Here is a 24,332-nt window from a genome sequence, read left to right as displayed (position 1 = left end):
TTGTTCTCACGGGCAGTGGTGTGAAGAAAATTGGCACTTGTCCCGCCCCTGGTGTCGCGCAACCCTTTCCGAGGGGTTAAGCTCCACAGAAATCCACACATCACACCGCCCTCATACAAAGAGTTTTTGTGCCGACCTCGAACAATTATTTCCATCTGCACCTCGTATCCGACTCCACCGGCGAGACGCTGATCACCGTCGCGCGCGCTGTCGCCGCGCAGTATGCGAACGTCACGCCGGTCGAGCATGTCTATCCGCTGGTGCGCAGCCAGAAGCAGCTCGACCGCGTGCTCGACGAGATCGAGGAGGCGCCGGGCATCGTGCTGTTCACGTTGCTCGAGAAGGATCTGGTCTTCCGGCTCGAGGACAAGTGCAAAGGGATCAATGTTCCGAGCCTGTCGATCATCGGCCCGGTGATGCAGTTGTTCGAGGCGTATCTTGGGGCCGCGACCACGGGGCGCGTCGGCGCGCAGCACGTGCTCAACGCGGAATATTTCAAGCGCATCGATGCGCTGAACTACACGATGATCCATGACGACGGTCAGCATGTCGAAGGTCTCGACGATGCCGACGTGGTGCTCGTCGGTGTCTCCCGCACCTCGAAGACGCCGACGTCGATCTACCTCGCCAATCGCGGCATCCGCACCGCCAACGTGCCGCTGGTGCCGGGCATTCCGGTGCCGGTGCAACTGGAGACGCTAACGCGTCCCCTCGTGGTCAGCCTGCATGCGACACCGGAACGTTTGATCCAGGTCCGTCAGAACCGCCTGCTCTCGATGGGCGCCGACTCCAGCAGCGACACTTATACCGACAGGCAGTCCGTCGCCGAGGAGGTCGCGTTCGCCCGCAAGCTCAGCGCCAAGCACGACTGGCCGCTGCTCGACGTCACGCGGCGCTCGATCGAGGAAACCGCCGCGGCGATCATGAAGCTCTACAGCGATCGCCAGCGCAACCGGCCCTCGGAATAGTTTTCGCGATGAGTTTGTGGCGCGGCAAATCTCCGTTGATCCTGGCCTCGCAAAGTAGCGCGCGAAAGATGCTGCTGGCGAATGCCGGGCTGGAGTTCATAGCGATCAAGGCCGACATCGACGAGCGCGGCATCCAGGCTGCGTCGAAGCTCTCGAGTCCTCGCGACATCGGTCTTTTGCTGGCACGGGAAAAGGCCAAGGCCGTCTCGGCCAATCATCGGGGAAGCCATGTCATCGGCGCCGACCAGACCCTGGCCCTTGGCGAGCGTCTCTTCAACAAGCCCGCCGGCCGCGCGCAGGCGATGGCGCAATTGCGTGATCTCGCCGGCAACTGCCATGAGCTGAATTCGGCGGTGGCCGTGGCACATGACGGCAAGATTGTCTTCGAGGACGTCTCGGTGGCCCGCATGACCATGCGACAGATGAGCGAGGCGGAGCTTTCGGCCTATCTCGACGCGGCCGGCGACGCCGTGACGACCAGCGTAGGCGCTTATCAGCTCGAGGGCCTCGGCATTCACCTGTTCGAGCGCATCGAGGGCGACCATTTCACCATTTTGGGTTTGCCGCTGCTGCCGCTGCTTGCGTTCCTGCGGAGCGAACAGCTAATTGCAGTTTGAATGACGGACGTGGTTGTGCGCTGATGCGGATCCTGGGACTGACCGGCTCGATCGGGATGGGCAAATCGACCACCGCGAAATTGTTCGCGGAGGCCGGCGTCCCCGTCTACGACGCCGATGCCGCCGTCCATCAGCTTTACGAGGGCGAGGCGGCGCCTGCGATCGAAGCCGCCTTCCCCGGCACCACCGCGAACGGCAAGGTCGATCGGCCAAAACTGTCGGCGCGCGTCGTGCACGATCCCGCCGCGATCAAGCAGCTCGAGCAGATCGTCCATCCGATGCTCGGCGCCTCCCGGCAAAAATTCTTTGCCGACGCCGAAGCCGCTAATGCGCCGGTCGTGGTGCTGGATATCCCGCTGCTGTTCGAGACCGGTGGCGAGAAGCGCGTTGACGCCGTCGTTGTGGTCTCGACCTCGCCAGAACTGCAGCGCGAGCGGGTGCTGGCGCGGGGCACGATGGACGAGGCCAAGCTCAACGCCATCATCGCCAAGCAGACGCCCGACGCGGAAAAGCGCAAGCGGGCCGATTTCGTAGTGGATACGTCACACGGACTTGAACCGGTGCGGGCGCAAATTGCGCACATCCTGGCCGAGGTCGTTAAGATGCCGCAGCGGCGAGCCTGATTCGCCGTCCCACACGGCTCCTGATCATGCGTGAAATCGTCCTCGACACTGAAACCACAGGCCTCGATCCACTCCGCGGCGATCGCCTGGTCGAAATCGGCTGTGTCGAGATGTTCAACCGCATGCCGACGGGGCAGACGTATCACGTCTACATCAATCCCGAACGGGACATGCCGGCGGAGGCGTTTGCGGTGCACGGGCTGTCGGCCGAATTTTTGTCGACCAAGCCGCTGTTCCACGAGGTCGCCGACGCGTTCCTGGAGTTCATCGGCGATGCGCCGCTGGTGATCCACAACGCCTCGTTCGACATCAGCTTCATCAATGCCGAGCTCGACCGGATCAAGCGCGCCGCGATCCCGCGCGAGCAGCTGGTGGACACGCTGCTGCTGGCCCGGCGCAAGCATCCGGGCGTGTCCAACCGGCTCGACGATCTCTGCTCGCGCTATGCGATCGACAATTCCCGCCGCACCAAGCACGGCGCGCTGCTCGACGCCGAGCTTCTGGCCGAGGTCTATGTCGATCTGGTCGGGGCGAGGCAGTCGCAGCTGCTGCTGGCTTCGGAAGCCGAGGAAATTCGCATCAATGCGGCTGGCGATACGCCGCGGCGGCAGCGACCGACGCCGCTTGCGCCGCGGATTTCCGACGCCGAGCGCGAGGCCCACAGGGCCTTCATCGCAACGCTCGGCGACAAGGCGATCTGGAACGAGTTTTTGCCCGCTCCAGTTACCGTCAATCCGGCTGGTTAGGCCTGATTTTAGGCTTGGCCGGCCTGACCACCGGCGGCCATTTGCCGCTCCATGTTCTGGCGATACAGACCGACGAAATCGACCGGATCCAGCATCAGCGGCGGGAACCCGCCGTCGCGCACGGCCGTGGCGATGATCTCACGGGCGAACGGGAACAGCAGACGCGGGCATTCGATCATGACCAGCGGGTGCAGGTTCTCCTTCGGCACGTTGACGATCCGGAACACGCCGGCATAGGCGAGCTCGAACGAGAACATCACCTTGCCCGCGGTCTCGGCCTTGCCCTCGACCGACAGCGTCACCTCGAATTCCTGTTCGCTGAGGTTATTGGCGCCGACATTGATCTGGATATTGATCTGGGGCGGCTGGCCCTGCTGCTGGAGCGAGCTCGGCGCGTTCGGATTTTCGAACGAGAGGTCCTTGGTATATTGCGCCAGCACGTTGAGCTGGGGAGCCGGGGCCGCCTCGGGAGGGGTGCCGTTACCGTTGGTCATGAAAGTCTCTCCTTACCCGATTGGGGCTGAATTTCGCGGCGGTTGGCTAACATAGGGCCGCCTCGTTCCACAAGGACGAACGGCCCCGGGGGGATACCCCGGCCGCGGCCACATCTGTGACGCTCACTCCGGCCTCCCGGCCCAATCGCAGGTTAAACGATTGAAGATGCGCGATTTCCGGGCATGATCGGGTTTCCCCTTAAGCATAAAACGCGCTACACTTCGTGCTGTGCCAAAAGGCGCCATTGGCCGGGCAAGATTTCGTGCCTACATCCCACGGACCTGACGTGCGGACCCGAAATGGTGATGTAGACTTGCCGTTCCCGTATGGAACGGTCTACTGGCCGGATTGATTTTCCCGGCGGCGACCCTTCTAGGCGGCCCCTTCTAGAGAAGACCAGAAAGCGAATACCTCGTGGACATCTACACCATCATCTTCCTGGCGCTGGCGGTCTTTATTTTTCTGCGGCTGCGCAGCGTGCTGGGGCAGCGCACGGGCAACGAGCGGCCGCCGTTCGACCATACTGCCGCCCGCAACGCGCTGGGGGGTGCTCAGGACAAGAACGTCGTGACCATGCCGGGCAAGGTGATCGACCAGGCTCCGCTGGCGCCGACGGTCGAGCCGACCCCGCCCTCCGACCGCTGGAAGGGCCTGACCGAGCCGGGCACCGCGCTCGCGCAGGGTCTCGACGCCATCGTCGACAAGGATTCCACCTTCGACCCGCGCCACTTCATTTCGGGCGCCCGCGGCGCCTATGAGATGATCGTGCTGGCGTTTGCCAATGGCGACCGCCGCGCGCTGCGCGACCTGCTGTCGTCGGAGGTCTATGAAAGCTTCGACGCCGCGATCAAGGAGCGCGAGAAGAACGAGCAGAAGACCGAGACGCGCTTCGTCTCGATCGACAAGGCCGAACTCGTCGGCGCCGAGCTGCGCGACCGCACCGCCCAGCTCACCATCCGCTTCGTCTCGCAGATGATCTCGGCCACCCGCGACAAGGCCGGCAACATCGTCGACGGCAGCGCCGATACGGTCGCCGACATCACCGACATCTGGACTTTCGCCCGCGACATCACCTCTCGCGATCCGAACTGGAAGCTGGTTGGCACCGGAAGCGCGAATTAAGGTCTTCCTGAAGACCAGCGCGACGGCGCTTTGCGCGGGTGTCGTCGTGCTGTCGTCGTTTTCGCTCGGCGCCGAGGCGGCGCGGCGCCACTACCGCAGCCACCATCACCATCTCCCGCAATTGCCCGCCACCCCGCCGCGGGCCTTGCCCTATCCGCAGCTCCCCCTGCCGTTCGAGATATCAGGCGCGCAATACCTGCCGCTGGCCTGGGCCGATGTGAAAGGCTGGAGCGATGACGATCATCTCGCAGCCTACAAGACGTTCCGCGCGAGCTGCCGGTCGATCAACGCGCAGACCGGCGCTCCCGAGCCCAAGAGTGAATACAAGGCGCTGGGGGCATCGCTGAGCGAACCGTGCCGGGCCGCCAAATCGCTCGAGCTCAGCGACGACGCCAAGGCCAAAACCTTCTTCGAGGAGAATTTTGCGCCGCTGCGCATTTCGCGCCTCGGCGAGCCCGACGGTTTCGTCACCGGCTATTACGAGCCGGTGCTGGAGGGATCGCGGACGCAGACCGACGTCTACAATGTCCCGGTCTATCGCCGGCCTTCGAACCTCTTCGTGCGCGGCTACAAGCAGGATTCGGTCAGCCTGCCCAACAAGGGCCCGGTCTATCGCAAGATCGGCCGCCGCAAGCTGGTGCCCTATTACGACCGCGGCGAGATCGAGGACGGCAAGATCGCGGGCCGTGGGCTCGAGATCGCCTGGCTGAAGGACCCGACCGATCTCCTGTTCGCGCAGATCCAGGGCTCGGCGCGGATCAAGTTCGACGACGGCACGACGCTCCGGCTCAACTATGACGCCTATAACGGCTACCCCTACACGGCCGTCGGGCGCATCCTGATCGAGCGCGGCATCATTCCGAAGGAAGAGATGTCGATGCAGAAGATCAGGGAATGGATGGCGCAGAACCCCGATGGCGCCAAGGAGCTGCGCCGCCAGAACCGCGCCTACATTTTCTTCCGCGAGGTCAATCTCTCGGACAAGGACGAGGCGGTGGGCGCGCAGGGCATCCCGCTGACGGCGGGCCGCTCGATCGCGGTCGATAAATCGCTGCATGTCTATGGTACGCCGTTCTTCATCGAGGGCGAGCTGCCGATCGACTCCGAGCGCTCCAAGACGCCGTTCCATCGGCTGATGATCGCGCAGGACACCGGTTCGGCCATCATCGGTCCCGCGCGCGCCGATCTCTATTTCGGCGCCGGCGCGGATGCCGGCCGCGTCTCGGGGCGACTGCGCCATCCCATGCATTTCGTGATGCTGGTGCCGAAGAGCCTCGATCCGACGCCACGCGCGGCGCGGCTGCCGGTGCCGGATCCGCGGCCCTCGGAGAAGATTGCAAAGCTGTTTCCGCAAACCGAACCTGCTAAGGATCAGGCCAAGCCGGCGGCTCCGGCCGCAGCCGTGGCGCCAGGCAAGGGTGAGACGGTCGCTGTCGCCAGCCCTGTCCCGTTGCCGGTGCCGCGTCCCGTGATCGAGCCTGTTCAAGAGCTGCGGCGGCCGGTGAAAAATCGTTCCCATCGGCAGCAATGAAACGATCGTCCCGTCCGCCCGTGCTGGAGCCTCGCCCCTCGCCGCGCCGCCGCGCGCTGAGCGAGGATGAGCGCGAGCTGTGGGATACGGTCGCAAAACAGGTCAAGCCGCTGAGGAAGCATCGTGCGCCGAAGGCGCATCCCGCGCCGCGACCAGAACCATCACCCGCTGCGCCGGCCACGCGACCTGCGCCGTCGCCACGTCCGATTGCTGCGGCGCCGGCGCCGCGTGCCGCCAAGCCGTCCGTCCCGCCTTTGGCGCCGCTCGGCAAGCGCGAGCGCACAAAGCTGTCGCGCGGCCGCAGCGAGATCGAGGCGCGGCTCGATCTGCACGGCATGACCCAGACGCGCGCGCATCGCGCCTTGACCGGTTTCCTGCACCGCGCCCATCACGACGGCTTGACTTTCGTGCTCGTCATCACCGGCAAGGGCCGGAGCGGCGGCGAAAGCGGCGTGCTCCGCCGGCAGGTACCGGAATGGCTGAGCCTGCCGGAATTCCGCGCCTTCGTCGTCGGCTTCGAGACGGCGCATATTGGCCATGGCGGCGAGGGCGCGCTTTACGTGCGGATCAGGCGGGCGAGATTTTAGCGGTTCTACACCTCTCCCGCTTGCGGGAGAGGTCGGCGCGCTCGAAGAGCGCGGCGGGTGAGGGTTCTTTCGTCTTGGGGAATCCCGCTGCGGTGACACCCCCACCCCAGCCCTCCCCCGCAAGCGGGAGAGGGAGCGCACCTCCCTAGAACGGCCGGACGATTCCGACGCGCGGGATCAGCGTGATGACCAGGCCGAAGATGTCAGTGTTGCGATCCCCGGCCGAGATCAGCGGGGTTTCCTGTTTGGCCGGCAGCATCTTCACCGCATGCAGGATCAGGAACATGCAGACCGCCCAGTTCGAGATCCAGCGCGAATAGTCGAACACCATCGCGAACATCACGAGATAGGCGAGGCTGACGCCGATCAGCGCGGCGATGACGAGGCGCCGGTGCGTCTCGCTTGCGAGCGCGCCGATCAAATTGGCAAAATAGCGCCATAGCGGCGTATGCAGCCAGATCAAGAGCGCAAACACCGGCAGGCCGAGGATGTTGTGCGGCAGGCGGCCCCAGGTGTCCGAAATCTCCTTCGCCAGCGGCTGGTACCAGATGTAGCTGAATTGCAAGAGGTCGGTGCGGGAGGGATCGGCCATCCGGGTCTTCAGATACGCGACGAAATCCGCCTCCGTGATCGGTATCGTTCCCAGGAATTGGGCCGCGAAGAACAGCGCGGAGACGACCGCGAAGGCAGCGAGGCCGAACGCGACGTTGCTGCGATTGCAGCCGCAGGCGAGATAGTGCCTGATCACGACGATGGCGATGATGGTCGGCACGTACATCAAGAGATGGATGTGGTGGATCAGCACGAGCACGATCGAGAACAGCGCCGCCGTCGCCACGAACAGCAATGAGCCCGCCGGCATCAGCAGCAGGATGATCGTCAGCGCGCAGCCATAGATGTCGAAATGACCGAGCGTGTGCATGAAGTTCTTCAGGAAGAACGGCGAGCCCGCGATGAACACGAACAGCGGCAGCGTCTTCGCGGCAAAGCCGAAGGTCTTTTGAAACAACCTTGCGAATAGCGCCAGCGTCACCAGCCACGTCATGCCGCCGAGTGCGAACACCAGCCAGACCGGCACCTTCGTCGTGAACAGCGCGACGACCGCCCCGATCAGCGCGCGCTTGATGAAGCCGAAATGGTAGTCGACGAGGAGGTGGATGTAGGGGACGTAGGGCGGCAGCTGGATCTTGTGAACGAACACGCCGACAAGGACCACGGCGTTGATCGCGAGCAGCAGGCGCCAGGGGTTTTTCTGGAGGTTAGCGAGCATGTGGCACTCGACGCGCGTCAACCCCCGCCGTCGTCCCGGACAAGCGAGCTCGTGCCAACGCGCAGCGTTGTCCGGAGCGTGCGCAGATCCGGGACCCATAACCACCGCAGGTCGTTTGAGCCGAGATCAGAGCCGCCATCTTGCTTCAACAATATCCGCTGGTGGAATGGGTCCTGGCTTTCGCCAGGACGACGGCGGATAGATAGCGGACAAGCCCGGAATTACAAAATAAACCGGCTCAGATCGGCGTTCTTGGCGAGGTCGCCGACGTGCTTCTGTACGAAATCGGCATCGACCCGGATGGTCTCGCCGTTGCGGTCGGGGGCGGTGAAGGAGATCTCGTCCAGCACCCGCTCCATCACGGTCTGGAGCCGCCGCGCGCCGATGTTCTCGACGGTCGAGTTGACGGCGACCGCGACGTCGGCGAGCGCGTCGATGGCGTTGTCGGTGATGTCGAGCGTGACGCCCTCGGTCTGCATCAGGGCAACATATTGCTTGATCAGCGAGGCCTCGGGCTCGGTCAGGATGCGGCGCATGTCGTCACGGGTCAACGCCTGGAGCTCGACGCGGATCGGCAGGCGGCCCTGCAATTCCGGCAACAGGTCCGACGGCTTGGCGACGTGGAAGGCGCCGGAGGCGATGAACAGGATGTGGTCGGTCTTCACCGCGCCGTGCTTGGTCGAGACCGTGGTACCCTCGATCAGCGGCAGCAGGTCGCGCTGCACACCCTCGCGCGAGACGTCGCCGCCGACGCGGCCGTCGCGGGCGCAGATCTTGTCGATCTCGTCCAGGAACACGATGCCGTTGTTCTCGACCGCGCTGATCGCTTCCAGCGTCAGCTGCTCGGTGTCCAGCAGCTTGTCGGATTCCTCGTTGATAAGGATCTCGTGCGAGCTTTCCACCGTGAGCCGCCGGGTCTTGCTGCGGCCGCCCAGCTTGCCGAAGATGTCGCCGATCGAGATCGCGCCCATCTGCGCGCCCGGCATGCCCGGAATCTCGAACATCGGCATGCCGCCGCCGGAGGACTGCGTCTCGATCTCGATCTCCTTGTCGTTGAGTTCGCCCGCCCGCAGCTTCTTGCGGAAGGATTCCCGCGTCGCCGAGCTCGCATTGGCGCCGACCAGGGCGTCGAGCACGCGCTCCTCGGCGGCGAGCTGGGCGCGCGCCTGCACGTCCTTGCGCTTGCGCTCGCGCACCTGGGCGATCGCGACCTCGACGAGATCGCGCACGATCTGCTCGACGTCGCGGCCGACATAGCCGACCTCGGTGAACTTCGTCGCCTCGACCTTCAGGAACGGCGCATTGGCAAGCTTGGCCAGTCGCCGCGCGATCTCTGTCTTGCCGACGCCGGTGGGGCCGATCATCAGGATGTTCTTCGGCAGCACCTCCTCGCGCAAGGAACCTTCGAGCTGCTGCCGCCGCCAGCGGTTGCGCAGCGCGATCGAGACGGCGCGCTTGGCGTCGGTCTGGCCGACGATGAAACGGTCGAGTTCGGAAACGATTTCGCGGGGGGAGAAGTCTGTCATGGGACCTTAGCTAGGGTCAGATGCGGGCCGGGACAAGTCGCTTTTTCGGCCGTCAGATGATCGGCGGCCCCGATTGCCATTGCTTCACGGCCTCGATCGGATGGATCAGCATCAGGATATTGAGCGTCAGATTGTCGCGAATGTGGAGCGCCAGCATGATCTCGAAGGCGAGCCCGATCATCACGGTGACCCAGACCGGCAGAACGCGTGCGGCGAGGAACCCCAGCACCATGGCCAGATTGTCAGAGACCGAATTGACGATGCTGTCGCCAAAATAGTCCAGCGAGATCGTGCCGGCGCGGTAGCGCTCGATGATGAATGGCGAGTTCTCGACGATCTCCCAGGCGCCTTCGATCAGCATGGCGACGATCAGCCGCGCCGGCCACGACAGAGGCAGCAACGGCAGGCGCGCGAACAGCAGAAAGGTCAATCCGTAGAACAGGAAGCCGTGCAGGACGTGCGAGAAGCTGTACCAGTCGGCGATGTGCTGGGAGTTCTCCGAGCTGTTCACCACGCCGTGCCACAGCTTGACATAGCCGCAGGTGCAGATCGGCACCCGGCCCATCGCGAACAGGATCGAGGCCTGCAGCGCCAGCAGCAACAGCGCGATGCCGACCCAGGCGAATGCCGGCACCGCGGCTTTGCTTTCGTGCGTGGTTGCCAGCGTCATGGCTCGCGCACCATCAACAGCGCCGGCCCGTCCGGCGTCTCGACCATGCGGTCGCGGACGAAGCCCGCCTTCTCATAGGCGCGTACGGCACGCGAGTTGAGCGGGTCTGGATCGGTGACGACGCGCGGTAGGCCTTGCCGCAGCTGCTCGTCGACGAATTGGCGGATGAAGGCCGAACCGTGGCCGCGCGCGATCATGTCGCTTTCGCCGATGAACTGATCGATCCCACGCGTGCCCTCCGGTTGCGGCCCGAAGCCCGTATTCCAGGCGGTCAGGCGGTAGCACTGAAGATAGCCGAACGGCTTGTCGCCGGCCAACACGATGAACTGGTCCATCGCCGGCTCATCGAGGTCGCCGCTGACCAGCGCAAACTGCTCGCCCGGATCGCCCCACCATTCCCGCACATGCGCTTCGCCCAGCCACCGCCGGATCAGCGGCAGGTCGGCCGCAGTCATCGGGCGGAAGGTGTAGCTTTGGGTCATCTAGCGACCATGGCGGAGCTGCACTCCCTCTCCCGCTTGCGGGAGAGGGTTTGGGAGAGGGTGCTTCCGCAACGGGACAGCCCCCAAGGGGAGGGAGCCCTCACCCGCGCCTTTGGCGCGACCTCTCCCGCAAGCGGGAGAGGTTACAGCCAGTCCTGAGCTCCGCTGTTCAATCACAGCCCTAGCCGGTCGCCAGGCTTTCGATGGTCACATTGCGGTTGGTGTAGACGCAGATGTCGGCGGCGATGTCGAGGGAGCGGCGGACGATGGTCTCGGCGTCCTTGTCGGTGTCGAGCAGGGCCCGCGCGGCCGCCAGTGCATAGTTACCGCCGGAGCCGATCGCCATCACGCCGGCCTCGGGCTCGAGCACGTCGCCGGTGCCTGTCAGCACCAGGGAGACGTCCTTGTCGGCCACGATCATCATGGCCTCCAGCCGCCGCAGGTAACGGTCGGTGCGCCAGTCCTTGGCGAGCTCGACCGCGGCGCGGGTCAATTGCCCCGGATATTGCTCGAGCTTGGCTTCCAACCGCTCAAAGAGTGTGAAGGCGTCGGCGGTGGCGCCGGCAAAGCCGCCGATGACGTCGCCCCTGCCGAGCTTGCGGACCTTCTTGGCGTTGGACTTGATCACGGTCTGGCCGATGGAGACCTGGCCGTCGCCGCCGATCACCACCTTGCCGCCCTTGCGGACCGTCAAGATCGTGGTGCCGTGCCAGCCCGGCGAGCTTTTCTGGGAATCCTGCATGAATGATCCTCGTTGTCCGGGCTGATTTAGGCGGTCGGGGGCGAGGGCACAACGGGCCGCTCCGGCCCCAATTTCGCTCACCATAGGCAGAAGTAGACGCCCGGCCAGCCGTTCCCGCAGTAGCGAAGGCGTCATGGGGCTGTTAAAAGACCCCCGTTTTCGGCCCCCGAGCATGATCCGGAAAAGTGGGCACCGGTTTTCCGACAAAGATCATGCTCAAATAAAGCGAAAGCTAGTTTTGATGCGCACCGCGACGATCAAGCGCAAGACCAAGGAAACCGATATCGAGGTCACCGTGAACCTCGATGGCACCGGCGTGTCCAATATCGCGACCGGCATCGGCTTTTTCGACCATATGCTCGATCTCCTCGCCCGCCATTCCCGCATCGACCTCACGGTCAAGGCGGTCGGCGACCTGCACATTGATCATCACCATACCACCGAAGACACCGGCATCGCGCTCGGCCAGGCGGTCAAGCAGGCGCTCGGCACCATGGCGGGCATCACCCGCTATGCCGGCGTGCACATGCCGATGGACGAGACCCTGTCGCGCGTCGTGATCGACATCTCGGGCCGCCCGGTCCTGGTGTTCAAGGTCGACTTCCCCCGCGACAAGATCGGCGAGTTCGACACCGAGCTCGTGCGCGAGTGGTTCCAGGCCTTCGCCATGAACGCCGGCGTGACTCTCCACGTCGAGACCCTATATGGCGATAACAGCCACCATATCGCCGAGTCCTGCTTCAAGGGTCTGGCGCGGGCGCTGCGGGCGGCGGTTGCGATCGATCCGAAGGCGGCGGGTGAAATCCCGTCCACCAAGGGCTCGCTCGGCGGCTGACATCTCCGTCGGTTACGAAACGACGCCGGCGGCATCACTGAATTCTTGAGAACGGGGCATCACCATGCCTGTCTACACAGTTCATGCTCCCTCCCCTGCCGGAGCCGATCTGCGCGCGACCGACAAGTTCGTCTTCGTGCGCGACGGCTTCCATTTCTGGGCGATGATCTTCGGCCCGATCTGGCTGCTGTGGAATCGGCTATGGCTGGCGCTGATCGGCTGGATCGTCTTCCTGGCTGCGTTCGATGCCGGACTGCACCGCCTCGGCGTCGGCCGCAGCTCGATCTTCTTCGCCAATATGATCGTTGCGGTGCTGATGGGGTTCGAGGCTTCCAGCCTGCGGCGCTGGACACTGTCGCGCGGCAAGTGGCGGCAGCTCGATATCGTCATCTCCGACGACGAGGACACCGCCGAGCGCCGCTTCTTCGAGCGCTGGAGCCAGAAGCAGCACGGCATCGTCAACGATCAATGGGCCGTCGATCGCGGCGGCCCGCCGCCGACCCGCAATACGCCGGGCCAGCAATTCTCGAACCCGCCGCCAATTCCGGCCGGCGGCATCATTGGTTTGTTTCCAGAACCGGGAGGGTCAAGATGAGCATCGCCATCATCGATTACGGTTCCGGTAATCTGCATTCCGCCGCGAAAGCCTTCGAGCGCGCCGCGCGCAGCCTGGAGGACCCGCAAAAGGTCTTCGTCACCAGCGATCCGGATCAGGCTTACGGCGCCGATCGCCTGGTGCTGCCGGGCGTCGGCGCCTTCGCCGATTGCCGGCGCGGCCTCGACGCCGTCAACGGCATGGTCGAGGCGATCACCGAAGCGGTGCGGGTCAAGGCGCGGCCGATGTTCGGCATCTGCGTCGGCATGCAGCTGTTCGCCACCCGCGGCAAGGAGCATGTCATCACGCAGGGCCTGAACTGGATCGGCGGCGACGTCGAGAAGATCGCGCCGCGCGACGAAAGCCTGAAGATCCCGCACATGGGTTGGAACACGCTCGACGTGCTGCGCGAGCACCCGGTGCTGAACAAGCTGCCGCTCGGCCCCAAGGGCCAGCACGCCTATTTCGTGCACTCCTACCACCTCAACGCCGCCAATGAGGCGGACGTGCTCGCGCGCGCCGACTATGGCGGGCCTGTCACCGCGATCGTCGCGAAGGACACCGCCATCGGCACGCAATTCCACCCCGAGAAGAGCCAGCGTTTTGGCCTCGCTCTGATCTCGAACTTTTTGCGATGGAAGCCGTGATTCTTTTCCCCGCGATCGACCTCAAGAACGGCCAGTGCGTGCGCCTCGAGCAAGGCGACATGGCGCGCGCGACCGTGTTCAACCTCAATCCCGCGGCGCAGGCGCAGAGCTTTGCCGAGCAGGGGTTTGAGTATCTCCACGTCGTCGATCTCGACGGTGCCTTTGCCGGTAAGCCGGTGAACGCGCAGGCTGTCGAGGCGATGCTGAAGACGATCAAGATCCCGGTGCAGCTCGGCGGCGGCATTCGCGACCTCGCGACCGTCGAAGCCTGGCTCGCCAAGGGCATCACCCGCGTCATCATCGGCACCGCCGCGGTGCGGGATCCTGAACTGGTGAAGGCTGCGGCCAAGAAATTCCCCGGCCGCGTCGCGGTCGGGTTAGACGCCCGCGACGGCAAGGTCGCGGTCGAGGGCTGGGCGGAGACCTCGCAGGTGACTGCTTTGGAGATCGCGCAGCGGTTCGAGGATGCCGGCGTTGCCGCCATCATCTTCACCGACATTGCGCGCGACGGCCTGCTCAAGGGCCTGAACCTGGACGCAACCATCGCGCTGGCCGACAGCATCTCCATCCCGGTGATCGCCTCCGGCGGCCTTGCCTCGATCGACGACGTCAAGGCGATGCTGACGCCGCGCGCCAAAAAGCTCGCCGGCGCGATCGCCGGCCGCGCGCTCTATGACGGCCGGCTCGATCCCGCCACCGCCCTCACCCTGATCCGCAACGCGCGCGCCGCCTAGGAGACATCCGATGTTCAAGGTGCGCGTGATCCCCTGCCTCGACGTCAAGGACGGAAGAGTCGTCAAGGGCGTCAATTTCGTCGACCTGCGCGATGCCGGCGACCCCGTCGAAGCCGCGATCGCCTATGACGCCGCCGGCGCCGATGAGCTCACCTTCCTCGACATCACCGCGACCCATGAGAACCGCGGCATCATGCTCGACGTGGTCCGCCGCACGGCGGAGGCCTGCTTCATGCCTGTGACCGTCGGCGGCGGCGTGCGCGAGGTCGACGATATCAAGACGTTGCTGCGCGCCGGCGCGGACAAGGTCTCGATCAACAGCGCCGCGGTGTCGCGGCGCGAGTTCGTCAAGGAAGCGGCCGAAAAATTCGGCGAGCAGTGCGTGGTGGTCGCGATCGATGCCAAGCGGGTCAAGCGCCCGGGTGGTGACCGCTGGGAGATCTTCACTCATGGCGGCCGCAACGCGACCGGCATCGACGCCATCGAATATGCCCAGGAAGTGGTCTCGCTCGGCGCCGGTGAAATCCTGCTGACCTCGATGGACCGCGACGGCACAAGGCAGGGGTTCGATATCCCGCTGACTCGGGCGATCGCCGACAGTATTCCCGTTCCCGTAATCGCCTCGGGCGGCGTCGGCAATCTCGACCACCTCGTCGACGGTATCCGCGACGGACACGCCACGGCGGTGCTGGCGGCCTCGATCTTCCATTTCGGGGAATTCACCGTCCGCGAGGCCAAGGAGCACATGGCCCGGCGCGGCCTGCCCATGCGCCTGGATGCCTGACGACTCCCGCTCCTGAAAATGCTACATAGGCCGTTGGGCTTGGCCGCCGTGGCCAGGTGTGCTGCCAAGTGTGTTTCCGAGTAGTTCCGATGCCGCGTTTCACGATCCACGATCTGGCCGAGACCATCGACGCCCGCGCCGCGGCCGGCGGCGAGGGCTCCTATACCCGCAAGCTCCTGGACAAGGGCGCCGAGCATTGCGCCAAGAAGTTCGGCGAGGAAGCAGTCGAAACCGTAATCGCAGCAGTCGAAAACGATCGCGCGCATCTGATCGCCGAAGGTGCCGATCTGCTCTATCATTTCCTTGTGCTTTTGAAGGCACGCGGCATAAAGCTGGAAGAGGTCGAGGCCGCGCTGGGCAAGCGAACCTCGATGTCAGGGTTGGAAGAAAAAGCTTCGCGTAAAGAGTGACGAGAGCATGATCCGGAAAAGTGTGAAGCGGTTTTCCGAAAAGATCATGCTCAAGCTGTAAAGAGTCGCAACGGAAAGGCGGCGTCATGGATATCCGCGCACCCGAGCAGCAGTATAATCCGTACCGGGTCTATACCCGCGAGCAATGGGCGCGGTTGCGCGACGACACGCCGATGACGCTGGAGCCGGGCGAGTTCGACCGGCTGCGCTCGCTGCACGATCGTCTCGACTTGCAGGAGGTCGAGGACATCTACCTGCCGCTGTCGCGCCTGCTGTCGATCTATGTCGACGCGATGCAGCGCCTGTATTACGCGGAGCGCCAATTCCTCAACATCCGCGACCGCAAGATGCCCTACATCATCGGCGTCGCCGGCTCGGTCGCGGTCGGAAAATCCACCACGGCCCGCGTGCTCCAGGCGCTGCTGGCGCGCTGGTCGCCGCGCCCGAAAGTGGACCTGATCACGACCGACGGTTTTCTGTACCCGAATGCCGTGCTCGACCGGCAGGGCATCATGCAGAAGAAGGGTTTTCCGGAGAGCTACGACCTGCCGCTGCTGCTTGGCTTCCTCTCCGACATCAAGGCCGGCCGCCGCCACGTCCGCGCCCCGGTCTATTCGCATCTGACCTACGACATCGTGCCGAACCAATGGGTGGAGATCGACCAGCCCGACATCCTGATCGTCGAGGGCGTCAACGTGCTGCAAACCGGCAAGCTGCCGCGCGACGGCAAGGCGGTGCCCGTGGTCTCCGACTTCTTCGATTTCTCGGTCTATATCGATGCCGACGAAGCGGCGCTGCGGCGCTGGTACATCAAGCGCTTCCTGGCGCTGCGCGACACCGCGTTCACCAATCCCAAATCCTACTTCAACCGCTACGCGCTGTTGTCCGACGAGGAAGCCACCGCCACCGCGATCGCGATCTGGGAACGCACCAACCTCGCCAATCTCGAGGACAACATCCTGCCGACCCGTCCCCGCGCGACGCTCATCCTGAAGAAGGGCCCCGACCACGTGGTCGAGAGCGTGGCGCTGCGGCGGCTGTAAGCGCGCCGGCTGACAAGGCCCTGGCTTGTTCGGGCAGAGTGTCTTTTGTCGCAGGCCGACAAAAGGTATTTGGCTATGACGCATCGAAGGCGCGAGGGCTCCATGGTTGACCGTCACGCCGGGTAACGGGTCAATTCCGGACCTCTTGTTGCTCTTTCGAGCCGACGAAGATGTGCCACGCCGTCAGAAACATTGCGGCGACGAGCGGACCAATGACAAAGCCGTTCGCGCCGAAAGTCGCAAGGCCGCCCAGGGTGGCGAGCAGCACAACATAGCTTGGCATTCGGATTGACTGGCCGACCAGGACAGGGCGGAGAAAGTTGTCGGCAAGACCGATCACGAAGGTGCCGAAAACGAGCAGGATCATTCCCGTCGTGACTGCGCCTGCCACGAGCAGGTAGAGGCCGACCGGAACCCAGACCAGGGCGGAGCCGAGCACAGGCAGAAGTGAAAGTAGCGCCATGAGGGCGCCGGCCAGCAGCGGCGCAGTCAGGCCGAGCAGCCAGAAGATCAGCCCGCCAAGCGCTCCCTGGATCAGCGCAACCAGTATGATCCCCTTGATCGTCCCGCGAACCGAAAGGGTGAACGCATCCAGAATCGCGGCGGTGTGGCTCCTACGCAGCGGCAGCGCGTCGCGGATGCGTACGTTCAGCTCGTCACCGTCGCGCAGGAAAAAGAACAGCAGGTATAGCATCACGAGCAAGCTTGCGACGAACTCCACGGTCAACTGACCGATGTTGATCGCGTGCCCGGCCAGCTGCTGGCCGGCCGGGACGACAAGGCTCGAGAGGCGTTCCTTCAGGGCCGAAAGATCAATCCCGGCCAGACGGTCCGAGACGGACGCGGCCCAGTCGGGCAGCGCGGATTTCAGTTGCTGCAGGGGATGAGCGAAACTGATCTCCCCGGTCTGAACACGCTGATACAGCTCCCCTCCCTGCTCGACGAGCGAGGCGATCACGACGGCCACAGGGATCAGGACCATGACGACCACGACGAGGACGGTGGAAAGTGCGGCAAGGTTGCGCCATTCCGGGAACGTTTCCAGGCAAAGTCGATAGAGTGGCGCGAAGATGATCGCCAGCAGCGTCGCCCACAACAATGCGCCGGAGAACGGCCATAGCAGCCAGCCGAACGCGACGGAGATTGCCGCAAGCAAGACGAGGAATGAGCGGTCTTCCGATGTTCTCACGTGTCGCCGGCCTTTCAGTCGCTCCTTACGGGACGTTGGTATCACAGGACTGCGGCGGGGCGGCAAGTCACGCCCGTCCCGTCGCGCAGGCGGCCGGGTTCGATGCGGTCTGTCACCTGCCGGCCTTCGCGCTCCAGTCCGCAGGCTTGATGCGCCCCGCAAAGGCGGCCGGGCCGGAGCCGCTGGCCTTGTAGACGAAAGCTTCGCCCTCCTGCACGTCGCCGGCATCCTTGCCAAAGGCATCGGCGATATTCGTCTTGTGGGTGACCAGGAACGTGTTGGTGCCGGCCTTCGGCGGTGCATCGACGAGCTGTCGCACGGACTGGCCGGCCTTGGCATTTGCGCCGGCCGGGTTTGCCATTCCCGATGCGCCGGCGTTGCTGCTGTCTGTCAACGCGTCGACCGGCCTGACCTCGCGGCCGGAGATCAGCTTGCCGGTCTCGATCGCGCGGTTCAGCCGGCTGGTGTAGACATCGCCGATCGGGATCGCGAGCTCCTTGACCGCCGCCCCGATCTGGCGCGCCATGTCCCTGCCCTTTTCACTGAGCTGACGCTGGGCGCTCATGTCGTCGAACCTGAAGGGGTAGACGTCCTTTTGGCTATCGTCGGTCGCAGTGTGCCGAAAGATCAGCACGTAGCCGCCTTGCTTGAGCGATGAGACGAGATCCGGCGTATCGGCTGCGGCGTATCGGGAGAATCCAGCGAGAAGGACAATGACTGCGAGGCGGCAAAGCACGTTCATGTGCGACATCCTCTTTGCAAATGCCCCGGAGGATGGTGACGCACCGTGCAGCTGACTTCAATTGGCGATTGCCAGCCGAGGTGAGGTTCCCGTAAATCCCGGATCAGCCCGCCAGCTGCCGCGACGCCGCCAGTCCCGCCAGCGCTTCGTCCAGCTTGTCGCGGTCGAGCGGCTTGATCAGGAACCCGTTCATGCCGGCCTCGAAGCAGGCGTAGCGGTCCTCCACCAGCGTATTGGCGGTGAGCGCGAGGATCGGCGTGTGCTGGCCGCCGGTGGCGGCCTCATGCGCGCGGATGCGCTTGGTCGCTTCGATGCCGTCGAGCTGCGGCATCTGGATGTCCATCAGCACGAGATCATAGGGCGTGCCGGCCGAGCCGGCGGCGAGCCAGGATTCCAGCGCGGCTTCGCCATGGACGGCGATGACGACGCGGTGGCCGAGCTTGGTCAGCAGCGAGCGCATCAGCAGCGCGTTGATCTCGTTGTCCTCGGCGACGAGGACCGAGAGCCCCCTTGCCGGCGCCGCGCTCGTGGCTTCCACCGAAGGCTCCGGCGCAAGCTCGGGCGAGGCAACCTCCGGGGTCAGCGCGAGGCGTGCGGCGAGCGAGGTCGCGCGCAGCGGCTTCACCAGAAAACCGGTGAAGGCCGCCGACTGCTTTTCATGGCGCGAGCTCGACGTCAGCAGCACCAGCCGTTGCGGCGCATGAGCGCGGGCCACTTCGCCCAGCCGGTCGGCAATTGCAGGGCCGATCGCGCGATCGACCAGCACCGCGTGCCATGAGCGTTCCGGCAGCAGCGCTTCCGCGACCGTGGCGTCGGTCACCAGGCAGGTCTGGCTGCCCCAGCGCTCCAGGCGCCGCGCGATCAGCGAGGCCTCGATGCCATCGGCAATCAGGAGGATCGACTTGCCGGTGAGGTCGGGGCTCGGGAATGCGGTCCGCCCCGCGCGGGCCTCTGACGGCGCGAGCGGCACCGCGACCTCGAAGGTCGAGCCCTTGCCCGGTTCGCTCGCGAGTGTGATCCGGCCGCCCATGCGCTTGACGATGCGCTCGCTGATGGCAAGACCGAGCCCGGTGCCGCCATAGGTGCGGGCGACGCGCTCGTCGGCCTGCTCGAACTCGCGGAAAATGCGTTGCTGCGCTTCGGCTGCGACGCCGATGCCGGTGTCGCGGACGAGGAAGCTGATCTCGTTCGGCCAGATGCCGGGCTCGACGATCAGCGCGACACCGCCGCTTGCGGTGAACTTGATGGCGTTGCCGGCGAGGTTGAGCAGCACCTGGCGCAGCCGCGCGGCGTCGCCGACCACCTCGAGCGGCAGGCGCTCGTCGACATAGGCGGCGATCTCGAGCGTCTTCGCCTGCGCGCGGGGCGCGAGCAGCTCGGTGATCTCCTCGATCAGGGTCGAGAGCGCGAAGGGGCGTTGGTCGAGATCGAGCTTGCCGGCTTCGATCTTGGAATAGTCGAGCAGCTCCTCGATCAGCGCCATCAGCGCTTCGCCGGAGGTTTTCACGGCCTTCGCGTAGGTCGCCTGCTCCAGCGTCAGCGTGGTGTCGAGCAAGAGGCCGCCCATGCCGATGATGCCGTTGAGCGGCGTGCGGATCTCGTGCGAGGCCATCGCGAGGAAGCGCGATTTGGCGCGGTTGGCGGCATCGGCCTGGTCGCGGGCGTCGGACAATGCGCGCTCGGTCTCGGTGCGGTCGGTGACGTCGCGCCCCACACTCTGCAACTCGGCCGGCTGGCCTGCGTCGAGGCGGACATAGCCCTCGCGCCAGGCGATCCAGCGCGCGCCGAGCGGGGTTGCGATCTTCTGGTCGTGAACGCGTGTGCCGCTGCCTTCGCGGGCACTGTCGCCCTGCTCCAGCACGTCGAAATCAAAGCGCGTGCCGACCAGCGCGCCGCGCGCCTGTCCCGCGAGCGCGCAATAGGCGTCGTTGGCAAAGGTGATGCGGTTTTGGTGATCGCGCAGCACGATCAGGTCGCCCTGCTGTTCGAACAGGCTGCGGGCGCGTTCCTCGGCTTCCTTCAGCTCCCAATTGCGATCGATCAGTGCCTCGTTGTGGGCGGCGAGCTTGCGCAGCCGCTTGTTGACGAAGCGCAGGCGCATGCTGAGCGTCGCGAGGCCAAGGCAGGCGAGCGCGAACAGGAAGCTCGCGCCGATCGCGAAGGTGTGGGGATCGTAACCGGAATTCTCGGAGCGGCTGCCGGAGACAAAGCCATAAGCGCCGCCGAACGTCGCCGAGAAGATCATGAAGGAGCGGATCGCGAAGGCAATGCGGGGGTGCTGCCGCCTGAAGCGGCGCATGCGCACCTTGATCCGGAACGTCCGACCCATCGCCACCGACCCCGACTCTTAAAACCCCGCGCTCGCCGCTGCGACGATGTCCCGCCGACCTTGCGAACAGCTTGAGGCTTTCGGGTCGCCTCCAAACAAGGTTGACGAGGTGTTAACGCCTCAGAGCATGATCCGGAAAAGTGTGCAGCGGTTTTCCGGAAAGATCATGCTCCGACACCAATTCTGAAGCGGGATAATCATCGCGCTTCAGAGCGAGGCGGCCTGCAACGGGCGGTGACCGTCGTGAGCGCCGACGATCAGCGCCGCCGCCTCGCGCTGCGAGAACGTCTTCGAGCGCACATAGATGCGATAGTCGGCCGGCCCGTCGGTGGAGAGGTAGATCACCGGTCCGCCGTCGACCGGCTGCGCGGCAATCGTGATGAGCCGGGTCTGCGGACTGGCCTGGCAGGAGTCCGGCTCGGCGCCGAGACCGTCGTCCACGACCGCGAAGTCCGCACCGTCCGCATCGTCGGTGATCTGGACCCGCACCGTGGCCCGTGTCGGATCGTCGGTGAAGGCGACATGGATGCCGGCCGTCCAGAACAGCGATGTCAGCTCGACGGAGGTGTCGCCCAGGGCGATGCAGGGATGCGAGACCGATCCGATCTCGCTGCGGGCAAACACCGCAGCCGCCAACAGGGGAACAACCGAGGCCAGGATCTTGAAACGCAACATGACACTCTACTCGCCGGGCCCGTCCGGGAACTTGTGGGCCTTATGGTTTGCAGAGCGTAAAGGAAACTCGTTACCGCCGGGTTGATGCGCGGAATGATCACGCCATCTGGCGTACATCCTCCGCGAGTGCGCGGTAGGACAGCGCTTCGGCGAGATGCAGCCGGCCGATCTTGTCGGCGTTGTCGAGGTCGGCGAGCGTGCGCGCCACGCGCAGCACGCGGTGATAGCCGCGCGCCGACAGCCGCATGGTCTCGGCGGCGTCGCGCAGCAGCTTGGCGCCTTGCGCGTCCGGCTTGGCGATGTCTTCCAGCACCGAGGCCGGCGCCTCGGCATTGGTGCGGACATTCGGCAGGCCGATATCCGCGTAACGCGCAAGCTGGATGTCGCGCGCCGCCGCCACGCGTGCGGCGACCTCGGCCGATCCCTCCGCCGGCGGCGGCAGGATCAGGTCGGCCGCGGTCACCGCCGGGACCTCGATGCGCAAATCGATGCGGTCCATCAAGGGCCCCGAGATGCGCGCCTGGTAGTCGCCGGTGCAGCGATCGATGCGGCCGCGCTTGCAGGCATAGCCGGGCTCGAAGGCGTTGCCGCAGCGGCAGGGATTCATCGCCGCGACCAGCATGAAGCGGGCAGGGTAGGTGACGCGATGATTGGCGCGGGACACCGAGACCTCGCCGTTCTCCAGCGGCTGGCGCAGCGAATCCAGCACGCGCGGATCGAACTCCGGCAGCTCGTCGAGGAACAGCACGCCCTGATGCGCGAGCGAGATCTCGCCGGGTTTTGCGCGCATGCCGCCACCGGTGAGCGCGGCCATGCTGGCGGAATGATGCGGCGAGCGGAACGGGCGCCGCGCAGTCAGCGCACCGCCTTCGATCTCGCCGGCGACGGAGGCGATCATCGAGACCTCGAGCAGCTCGCCCGGCGACAGCGGCGGCAGGATCGAGGGCAGGCGCGCCGCCAGCATCGACTTGCCGGCGCCGGGTGCGCCGATCATCAACAGGTGATGTCCGCCGGCGGCCGCGATCTCCAGCGCCCGCTTGGCGCTTTCCTGGCCCTTGATGTCGCGCAGGTCGAGCTTTGAGGCGGCGGCCTCGTGCACTTTCGGCGAGGGCCGCGACAGCACCTGCGTGCCCTTGAAGTGGTTGGCGATCTGGATCAGCGATTGTGCGGCGATGATCTGGATGTCCGGGCTCGCCCAGGCCGCTTCGGAGCCGCAGGCGGCCGGACAGATCAAGCCTTCCTCGCGCACATTGGCGCCGATCGCGGCGGGAAGAACGCCGGCCACAGGCGCGATCGAGCCGTCGAGGCCGAGCTCGCCGAGCACGGTGAAGCCGGTCAGCGCATCCGGCGGAATCGCGCCGATTGCCGCCATCAGCCCGAGTGCGATCGGCAGGTCGTAATGGCTGCCTTCCTTGGGCAGATCGGCGGGGGCCAGATTGACGATGATCCGCCGCGCCGGCAGCGCCAGGCCCGAGGCGATCAGCGCCGAGCGGACCCGCTCGCGCGCCTCGGACACCGCCTTGTCCGGCAGGCCGACGATGGCAAAGGCCGGCAGGCCCGGCGCGACCTGCACTTGCACGTCGACCGCGCGGGCCTCGATCCCCTCAAAGGCGACGGTAGAAACCCGTTGAACCATGCCGAACCAGCCTGCCCTCTTGCACAATCGAGGGTAGCAGAGCCGGCCACCCTCCGCAAGAACAATACGGGAACACGCCCGGCGCCGCGGAAGCCCTAACCAATCGTAAACAGGACGCGGACACTACGCCTCGAATGCAAGCTTCTGTCCTCAGCACATCCCAACGAATGTCCGCTACTCCTAGGGCTGCGGGATGGGCCGTGATCTAACAAGTGAACAATCAAAATGCTTGCAAATCGCCGGAGAAGCGAACGTCGGGTGTGCAGCCGGCTCGCCAAGATTCACTTTGGCGCGGGCTCGCTGCCGCGAGATTGCACGATTACCGATATCTCGGACGGGGGCGTGAAAGTCGTGGCGGAATTCCTGGAAGTGCCGCCGCAATTCACCATCATCTTCGCGCCGGACTATTCCCGCCAGTGCCGCCTGCGCTGGCGCATCGGGTGCGAGTTCGGCGCCGAGTTCACCGATTAGACTGCGGGGCTCACGTCCTTAACGGGAATTTAGCGTTAATCGGTAAGCATCCCTGATCAGTCGCCGAGTGATCAGAGTATGTCCAAGCGTTTGTCCCTTGCCTCTCGCCCGGCGAGATATCTGCTGTCCGCGCTTGTGATCCTTGCCCTCGGCGGCTGTCAGACCACTGGCATCGAGGACATCACCGGCGCGCTCGGCGGCAAGTCGGAAGCCGCGAGCAAGGCTGACGGCAAGCCGGACATGGACGCATTGCGCGAGCGTTATCGCGCCAAGCCCAGCGATCCCAACGTCGCGCTCGACTACGGCAAGGCGTTGCGCGAGAGCGGGCAGAGCGCCCAGGCGGTCGCGGTGCTCGAGCAGGCCGTGCTCGGCCATCCCCGCAACAAGGCGCTGCTCGCCGGCTACGGCCGCGCGCTCGCCGACAACGGCAATTTCCAGCAGGCTTTCGACGTTCTGAGCCGCGCGCATACGCCGGAGGATCCGGACTGGCGCATCCTGTCGGCACAGGGCGCGGCGCTCGACCAGCTCGGCCGCAACGAAGAGGCGCAGCAATATTACGCGACCGCGCTGAAGATCGTGCCGGACGAGCCGCAGGTTCTGTCCAATCTCGGCCTGTCCTATGTGCTGCAAAACAATCTGGCGAAGGCCGAACAGGTGCTCGGCCGCGCCCATCAGCGCAATCAGAACGATGCGCGGATCCGTGCCAATCTCGCGCTCGTGCTGGGATTGCAGGGCCGCGAGGCCGAGGCTGAAATCCTCGTGAAGGCAGATTTGCCGCCGGACCAGGCCGCGGCGAAGATCACGGCGCTGCGGCAGCTGCTGGCGAAGAAGCAACAGCAGCGGGCCGAGAAGTAGTCCGCCAA

At 65.1% G+C, this 24,332-nt stretch carries 27 protein-coding genes; 16 read left to right on the top strand and 11 right to left on the bottom strand.

What is annotated here, in order from left to right; all coding sequences use genetic code 11:
- Positions 1 to 128: 128 nt before the first annotated feature.
- Genes WN73_RS29045 through dnaQ form a run of 4 tightly spaced genes read left to right on the top strand, consistent with a single transcriptional unit; the run spans position 129 to position 2,954 of the window.
- Positions 129 to 968 carry a pyruvate, water dikinase regulatory protein gene (locus WN73_RS29045; RefSeq protein ID WP_028175001.1) on the top strand — a complete coding sequence of 280 codons (840 nt, stop codon included), beginning with the start codon at positions 129 to 131 and terminating at the stop codon, positions 966 to 968.
- Between the two features lie 8 nt (positions 969 to 976).
- Complete coding sequence (locus WN73_RS29040) at positions 977 to 1,585, top strand: Maf family nucleotide pyrophosphatase (protein ID WP_028175002.1); 609 nt, start codon at positions 977 to 979, stop codon at positions 1,583 to 1,585.
- Positions 1,586 to 1,608: 23 nt separating this feature from the next.
- On the top strand, positions 1,609 to 2,208 hold the full coding sequence (coaE, locus tag WN73_RS29035; RefSeq protein WP_011083466.1) for a dephospho-CoA kinase: 600 nt from the start codon (positions 1,609 to 1,611) through the stop codon (positions 2,206 to 2,208).
- 26 nt (positions 2,209 to 2,234) lie between these two features.
- A complete protein-coding gene (gene dnaQ / locus WN73_RS29030) occupies positions 2,235 to 2,954 on the top strand; it encodes a DNA polymerase III subunit epsilon (RefSeq protein ID WP_028175003.1) in 720 nt (239 codons plus the stop codon).
- Between the two features lie 8 nt (positions 2,955 to 2,962).
- Here dnaQ and secB read toward each other — a convergent pair whose 3' ends face one another.
- The gene (gene secB, locus WN73_RS29025; protein WP_011083468.1) at positions 2,963 to 3,448 is read right to left on the bottom strand and encodes a protein-export chaperone SecB; all 486 of its coding nucleotides are present in this window, start codon (positions 3,446 to 3,448) and stop codon (positions 2,963 to 2,965) included.
- 415 nt (positions 3,449 to 3,863) lie between these two features.
- Here secB and WN73_RS29020 point away from each other — a divergent pair, with 415 nt between their 5' ends.
- From WN73_RS29020 to WN73_RS29010, 3 genes are read left to right on the top strand one after another with little or no spacing between them, the layout of a single operon-like run.
- Positions 3,864 to 4,571, top strand: coding sequence for a Tim44/TimA family putative adaptor protein (locus WN73_RS29020; protein ID WP_011083469.1), 708 nt, complete (start codon positions 3,864 to 3,866; stop codon positions 4,569 to 4,571).
- The gene (gene mltA / locus WN73_RS29015; protein ID WP_039186448.1) at positions 4,549 to 6,102 is read left to right on the top strand and encodes a murein transglycosylase A; all 1,554 of its coding nucleotides are present in this window, start codon (positions 4,549 to 4,551) and stop codon (positions 6,100 to 6,102) included. Before WN73_RS29020 ends, mltA begins: the two co-directional genes overlap by 23 nt.
- Entirely contained in the window at positions 6,099 to 6,689 is a 591-nt protein-coding gene (locus tag WN73_RS29010) for a Smr/MutS family protein (protein ID WP_028175005.1), read from the top strand. Before mltA ends, WN73_RS29010 begins: the two co-directional genes overlap by 4 nt.
- Before the next feature lie 145 nt (positions 6,690 to 6,834).
- Here the strand turns inward: WN73_RS29010 and WN73_RS29005 are convergent, their stop codons facing one another.
- The 5 genes from WN73_RS29005 to hslV all read right to left on the bottom strand — a co-directional run bounded on the left by WN73_RS29005 (position 6,835) and on the right by hslV (position 11,379).
- Entirely contained in the window at positions 6,835 to 7,959 is a 1,125-nt protein-coding gene (locus WN73_RS29005) for a hypothetical protein (RefSeq protein WP_028175006.1), read from the bottom strand.
- 221 nt (positions 7,960 to 8,180) lie between these two features.
- Entirely contained in the window at positions 8,181 to 9,485 is a 1,305-nt protein-coding gene (gene hslU, locus WN73_RS29000) for an ATP-dependent protease ATPase subunit HslU (RefSeq protein WP_011083473.1), read from the bottom strand.
- Between the two features lie 52 nt (positions 9,486 to 9,537).
- Entirely contained in the window at positions 9,538 to 10,155 is a 618-nt protein-coding gene (locus WN73_RS28995) for a DUF2585 domain-containing protein (RefSeq protein ID WP_028175007.1), read from the bottom strand.
- Positions 10,152 to 10,637 carry a GNAT family N-acetyltransferase gene (locus WN73_RS28990; protein ID WP_028175008.1) on the bottom strand — a complete coding sequence of 162 codons (486 nt, stop codon included), beginning with the start codon at positions 10,635 to 10,637 and terminating at the stop codon, positions 10,152 to 10,154. The genes WN73_RS28995 and WN73_RS28990 overlap by 4 nt, the downstream gene beginning before the upstream one ends.
- Before the next feature lie 181 nt (positions 10,638 to 10,818).
- Positions 10,819 to 11,379 carry an ATP-dependent protease subunit HslV gene (gene hslV / locus WN73_RS28985; protein ID WP_011083476.1) on the bottom strand — a complete coding sequence of 187 codons (561 nt, stop codon included), beginning with the start codon at positions 11,377 to 11,379 and terminating at the stop codon, positions 10,819 to 10,821.
- A 241-nt stretch (positions 11,380 to 11,620) separates the two neighbouring features.
- Between hslV and hisB the strand changes: the two genes are divergently transcribed.
- The 7 genes from hisB (at position 11,621) to coaA (ending at position 16,427) form a co-directional block, all read left to right on the top strand.
- Positions 11,621 to 12,214, top strand: coding sequence for an imidazoleglycerol-phosphate dehydratase HisB (hisB, locus tag WN73_RS28980; RefSeq protein ID WP_027543777.1), 594 nt, complete (start codon positions 11,621 to 11,623; stop codon positions 12,212 to 12,214).
- Positions 12,215 to 12,278: 64 nt separating this feature from the next.
- A complete protein-coding gene (locus WN73_RS28975) occupies positions 12,279 to 12,809 on the top strand; it encodes a DUF2628 domain-containing protein (protein WP_028175009.1) in 531 nt (176 codons plus the stop codon).
- A complete protein-coding gene (hisH, locus tag WN73_RS28970) occupies positions 12,806 to 13,456 on the top strand; it encodes an imidazole glycerol phosphate synthase subunit HisH (RefSeq protein ID WP_028175010.1) in 651 nt (216 codons plus the stop codon). The genes WN73_RS28975 and hisH overlap by 4 nt, the downstream gene beginning before the upstream one ends.
- Positions 13,444 to 14,190: a 1-(5-phosphoribosyl)-5-[(5-phosphoribosylamino)methylideneamino]imidazole-4-carboxamide isomerase gene (gene hisA / locus WN73_RS28965; RefSeq protein WP_028175011.1), complete on the top strand. Its 747-nt coding sequence runs from the start codon at positions 13,444 to 13,446 to the stop codon at positions 14,188 to 14,190. The genes hisH and hisA overlap by 13 nt, the downstream gene beginning before the upstream one ends.
- 10 nt (positions 14,191 to 14,200) lie before the next feature.
- Complete coding sequence (gene hisF / locus WN73_RS28960; protein ID WP_011083481.1) at positions 14,201 to 14,974, top strand: imidazole glycerol phosphate synthase subunit HisF; 774 nt, start codon at positions 14,201 to 14,203, stop codon at positions 14,972 to 14,974.
- 89 nt (positions 14,975 to 15,063) lie between these two features.
- Positions 15,064 to 15,384, top strand: coding sequence for a phosphoribosyl-ATP diphosphatase (locus WN73_RS28955; RefSeq protein WP_011083482.1), 321 nt, complete (start codon positions 15,064 to 15,066; stop codon positions 15,382 to 15,384).
- Between the two features lie 86 nt (positions 15,385 to 15,470).
- On the top strand, positions 15,471 to 16,427 hold the full coding sequence (gene coaA / locus WN73_RS28950; protein WP_027543772.1) for a type I pantothenate kinase: 957 nt from the start codon (positions 15,471 to 15,473) through the stop codon (positions 16,425 to 16,427).
- A gap of 130 nt (positions 16,428 to 16,557) precedes the next feature.
- Here the strand turns inward: coaA and WN73_RS28945 are convergent, their stop codons facing one another.
- The 5 genes from WN73_RS28945 to WN73_RS28925 form a co-directional block, all read right to left on the bottom strand.
- Positions 16,558 to 17,616, bottom strand: a complete 1,059-nt coding sequence (locus tag WN73_RS28945; RefSeq protein WP_028175012.1) for an AI-2E family transporter — start codon at positions 17,614 to 17,616, stop codon at positions 16,558 to 16,560.
- A 112-nt stretch (positions 17,617 to 17,728) separates the two neighbouring features.
- Positions 17,729 to 18,358, bottom strand: a complete 630-nt coding sequence (locus tag WN73_RS28940; protein WP_028175013.1) for a histidine phosphatase family protein — start codon at positions 18,356 to 18,358, stop codon at positions 17,729 to 17,731.
- A 103-nt stretch (positions 18,359 to 18,461) separates the two neighbouring features.
- On the bottom strand, positions 18,462 to 20,687 hold the full coding sequence (locus WN73_RS28935; RefSeq protein ID WP_271555728.1) for an ATP-binding protein: 2,226 nt from the start codon (positions 20,685 to 20,687) through the stop codon (positions 18,462 to 18,464).
- 207 nt (positions 20,688 to 20,894) lie between these two features.
- The gene (locus tag WN73_RS28930; RefSeq protein WP_271555727.1) at positions 20,895 to 21,362 is read right to left on the bottom strand and encodes a hypothetical protein; all 468 of its coding nucleotides are present in this window, start codon (positions 21,360 to 21,362) and stop codon (positions 20,895 to 20,897) included.
- A gap of 97 nt (positions 21,363 to 21,459) precedes the next feature.
- The gene (locus WN73_RS28925; RefSeq protein WP_271555726.1) at positions 21,460 to 22,998 is read right to left on the bottom strand and encodes a YifB family Mg chelatase-like AAA ATPase; all 1,539 of its coding nucleotides are present in this window, start codon (positions 22,996 to 22,998) and stop codon (positions 21,460 to 21,462) included.
- Between the two features lie 225 nt (positions 22,999 to 23,223).
- Between WN73_RS28925 and WN73_RS28920 the strand changes: the two genes are divergently transcribed.
- Together WN73_RS28920 and WN73_RS28915 are read left to right on the top strand one after the other, a co-directional pair.
- The gene (locus tag WN73_RS28920) at positions 23,224 to 23,469 is read left to right on the top strand and encodes a PilZ domain-containing protein (RefSeq protein WP_011083489.1); all 246 of its coding nucleotides are present in this window, start codon (positions 23,224 to 23,226) and stop codon (positions 23,467 to 23,469) included.
- Between the two features lie 78 nt (positions 23,470 to 23,547).
- Positions 23,548 to 24,324, top strand: coding sequence for a tetratricopeptide repeat protein (locus tag WN73_RS28915; protein ID WP_028172447.1), 777 nt, complete (start codon positions 23,548 to 23,550; stop codon positions 24,322 to 24,324).
- The last annotated feature ends 8 nt before the right edge of the window (positions 24,325 to 24,332 follow it).

The organism is Bradyrhizobium sp. CCBAU 45394, from assembly GCF_028128655.1.
Classification (GTDB): domain Bacteria; phylum Pseudomonadota; class Alphaproteobacteria; order Rhizobiales; family Xanthobacteraceae; genus Bradyrhizobium; species Bradyrhizobium diazoefficiens.
This window is presented reverse-complemented; position numbering and strand designations above follow the sequence as displayed.

What these genes read in the sequence shown, in the direction of transcription:
- WN73_RS29010 (WP_028175005.1), top strand. Translation starts at nt 6,099, where the DNA reads ATGAAACGATCGTCCCGTCCGCCCGTGCTGGAGCCTCGCCCCTCGCCG.
- hslU (WP_011083473.1), bottom strand. Translation starts at nt 9,485, where the DNA reads ATGACAGACTTCTCCCCCCGCGAAATCGTTTCCGAACTCGACCGTTTC.
- WN73_RS28975 (WP_028175009.1), top strand. Translation starts at nt 12,279, where the DNA reads ATGCCTGTCTACACAGTTCATGCTCCCTCCCCTGCCGGAGCCGATCTG.
- coaE (WP_011083466.1), top strand. Translation starts at nt 1,609, where the DNA reads ATGCGGATCCTGGGACTGACCGGCTCGATCGGGATGGGCAAATCGACC.
- WN73_RS28995 (WP_028175007.1), bottom strand. Translation starts at nt 10,155, where the DNA reads ATGACGCTGGCAACCACGCACGAAAGCAAAGCCGCGGTGCCGGCATTC.
- hisA (WP_028175011.1), top strand. Translation starts at nt 13,444, where the DNA reads ATGGAAGCCGTGATTCTTTTCCCCGCGATCGACCTCAAGAACGGCCAG.
- WN73_RS28915 (WP_028172447.1), top strand. Translation starts at nt 23,548, where the DNA reads ATGTCCAAGCGTTTGTCCCTTGCCTCTCGCCCGGCGAGATATCTGCTG.
- WN73_RS28920 (WP_011083489.1), top strand. Translation starts at nt 23,224, where the DNA reads ATGCTTGCAAATCGCCGGAGAAGCGAACGTCGGGTGTGCAGCCGGCTC.
- hisH (WP_028175010.1), top strand. Translation starts at nt 12,806, where the DNA reads ATGAGCATCGCCATCATCGATTACGGTTCCGGTAATCTGCATTCCGCC.
- dnaQ (WP_028175003.1), top strand. Translation starts at nt 2,235, where the DNA reads ATGCGTGAAATCGTCCTCGACACTGAAACCACAGGCCTCGATCCACTC.
- hslV (WP_011083476.1), bottom strand. Translation starts at nt 11,379, where the DNA reads ATGCAGGATTCCCAGAAAAGCTCGCCGGGCTGGCACGGCACCACGATC.
- WN73_RS28990 (WP_028175008.1), bottom strand. Translation starts at nt 10,637, where the DNA reads ATGACCCAAAGCTACACCTTCCGCCCGATGACTGCGGCCGACCTGCCG.
- WN73_RS29005 (WP_028175006.1), bottom strand. Translation starts at nt 7,959, where the DNA reads ATGCTCGCTAACCTCCAGAAAAACCCCTGGCGCCTGCTGCTCGCGATC.
- coaA (WP_027543772.1), top strand. Translation starts at nt 15,471, where the DNA reads ATGGATATCCGCGCACCCGAGCAGCAGTATAATCCGTACCGGGTCTAT.
- WN73_RS28955 (WP_011083482.1), top strand. Translation starts at nt 15,064, where the DNA reads ATGCCGCGTTTCACGATCCACGATCTGGCCGAGACCATCGACGCCCGC.
- WN73_RS29040 (WP_028175002.1), top strand. Translation starts at nt 977, where the DNA reads ATGAGTTTGTGGCGCGGCAAATCTCCGTTGATCCTGGCCTCGCAAAGT.
- WN73_RS28940 (WP_028175013.1), bottom strand. Translation starts at nt 18,358, where the DNA reads ATGAACGTGCTTTGCCGCCTCGCAGTCATTGTCCTTCTCGCTGGATTC.
- hisF (WP_011083481.1), top strand. Translation starts at nt 14,201, where the DNA reads ATGTTCAAGGTGCGCGTGATCCCCTGCCTCGACGTCAAGGACGGAAGA.
- WN73_RS28935 (WP_271555728.1), bottom strand. Translation starts at nt 20,687, where the DNA reads ATGGGTCGGACGTTCCGGATCAAGGTGCGCATGCGCCGCTTCAGGCGG.
- hisB (WP_027543777.1), top strand. Translation starts at nt 11,621, where the DNA reads ATGCGCACCGCGACGATCAAGCGCAAGACCAAGGAAACCGATATCGAG.
- WN73_RS28925 (WP_271555726.1), bottom strand. Translation starts at nt 22,998, where the DNA reads ATGGTTCAACGGGTTTCTACCGTCGCCTTTGAGGGGATCGAGGCCCGC.
- WN73_RS28930 (WP_271555727.1), bottom strand. Translation starts at nt 21,362, where the DNA reads ATGTTGCGTTTCAAGATCCTGGCCTCGGTTGTTCCCCTGTTGGCGGCT.
- secB (WP_011083468.1), bottom strand. Translation starts at nt 3,448, where the DNA reads ATGACCAACGGTAACGGCACCCCTCCCGAGGCGGCCCCGGCTCCCCAG.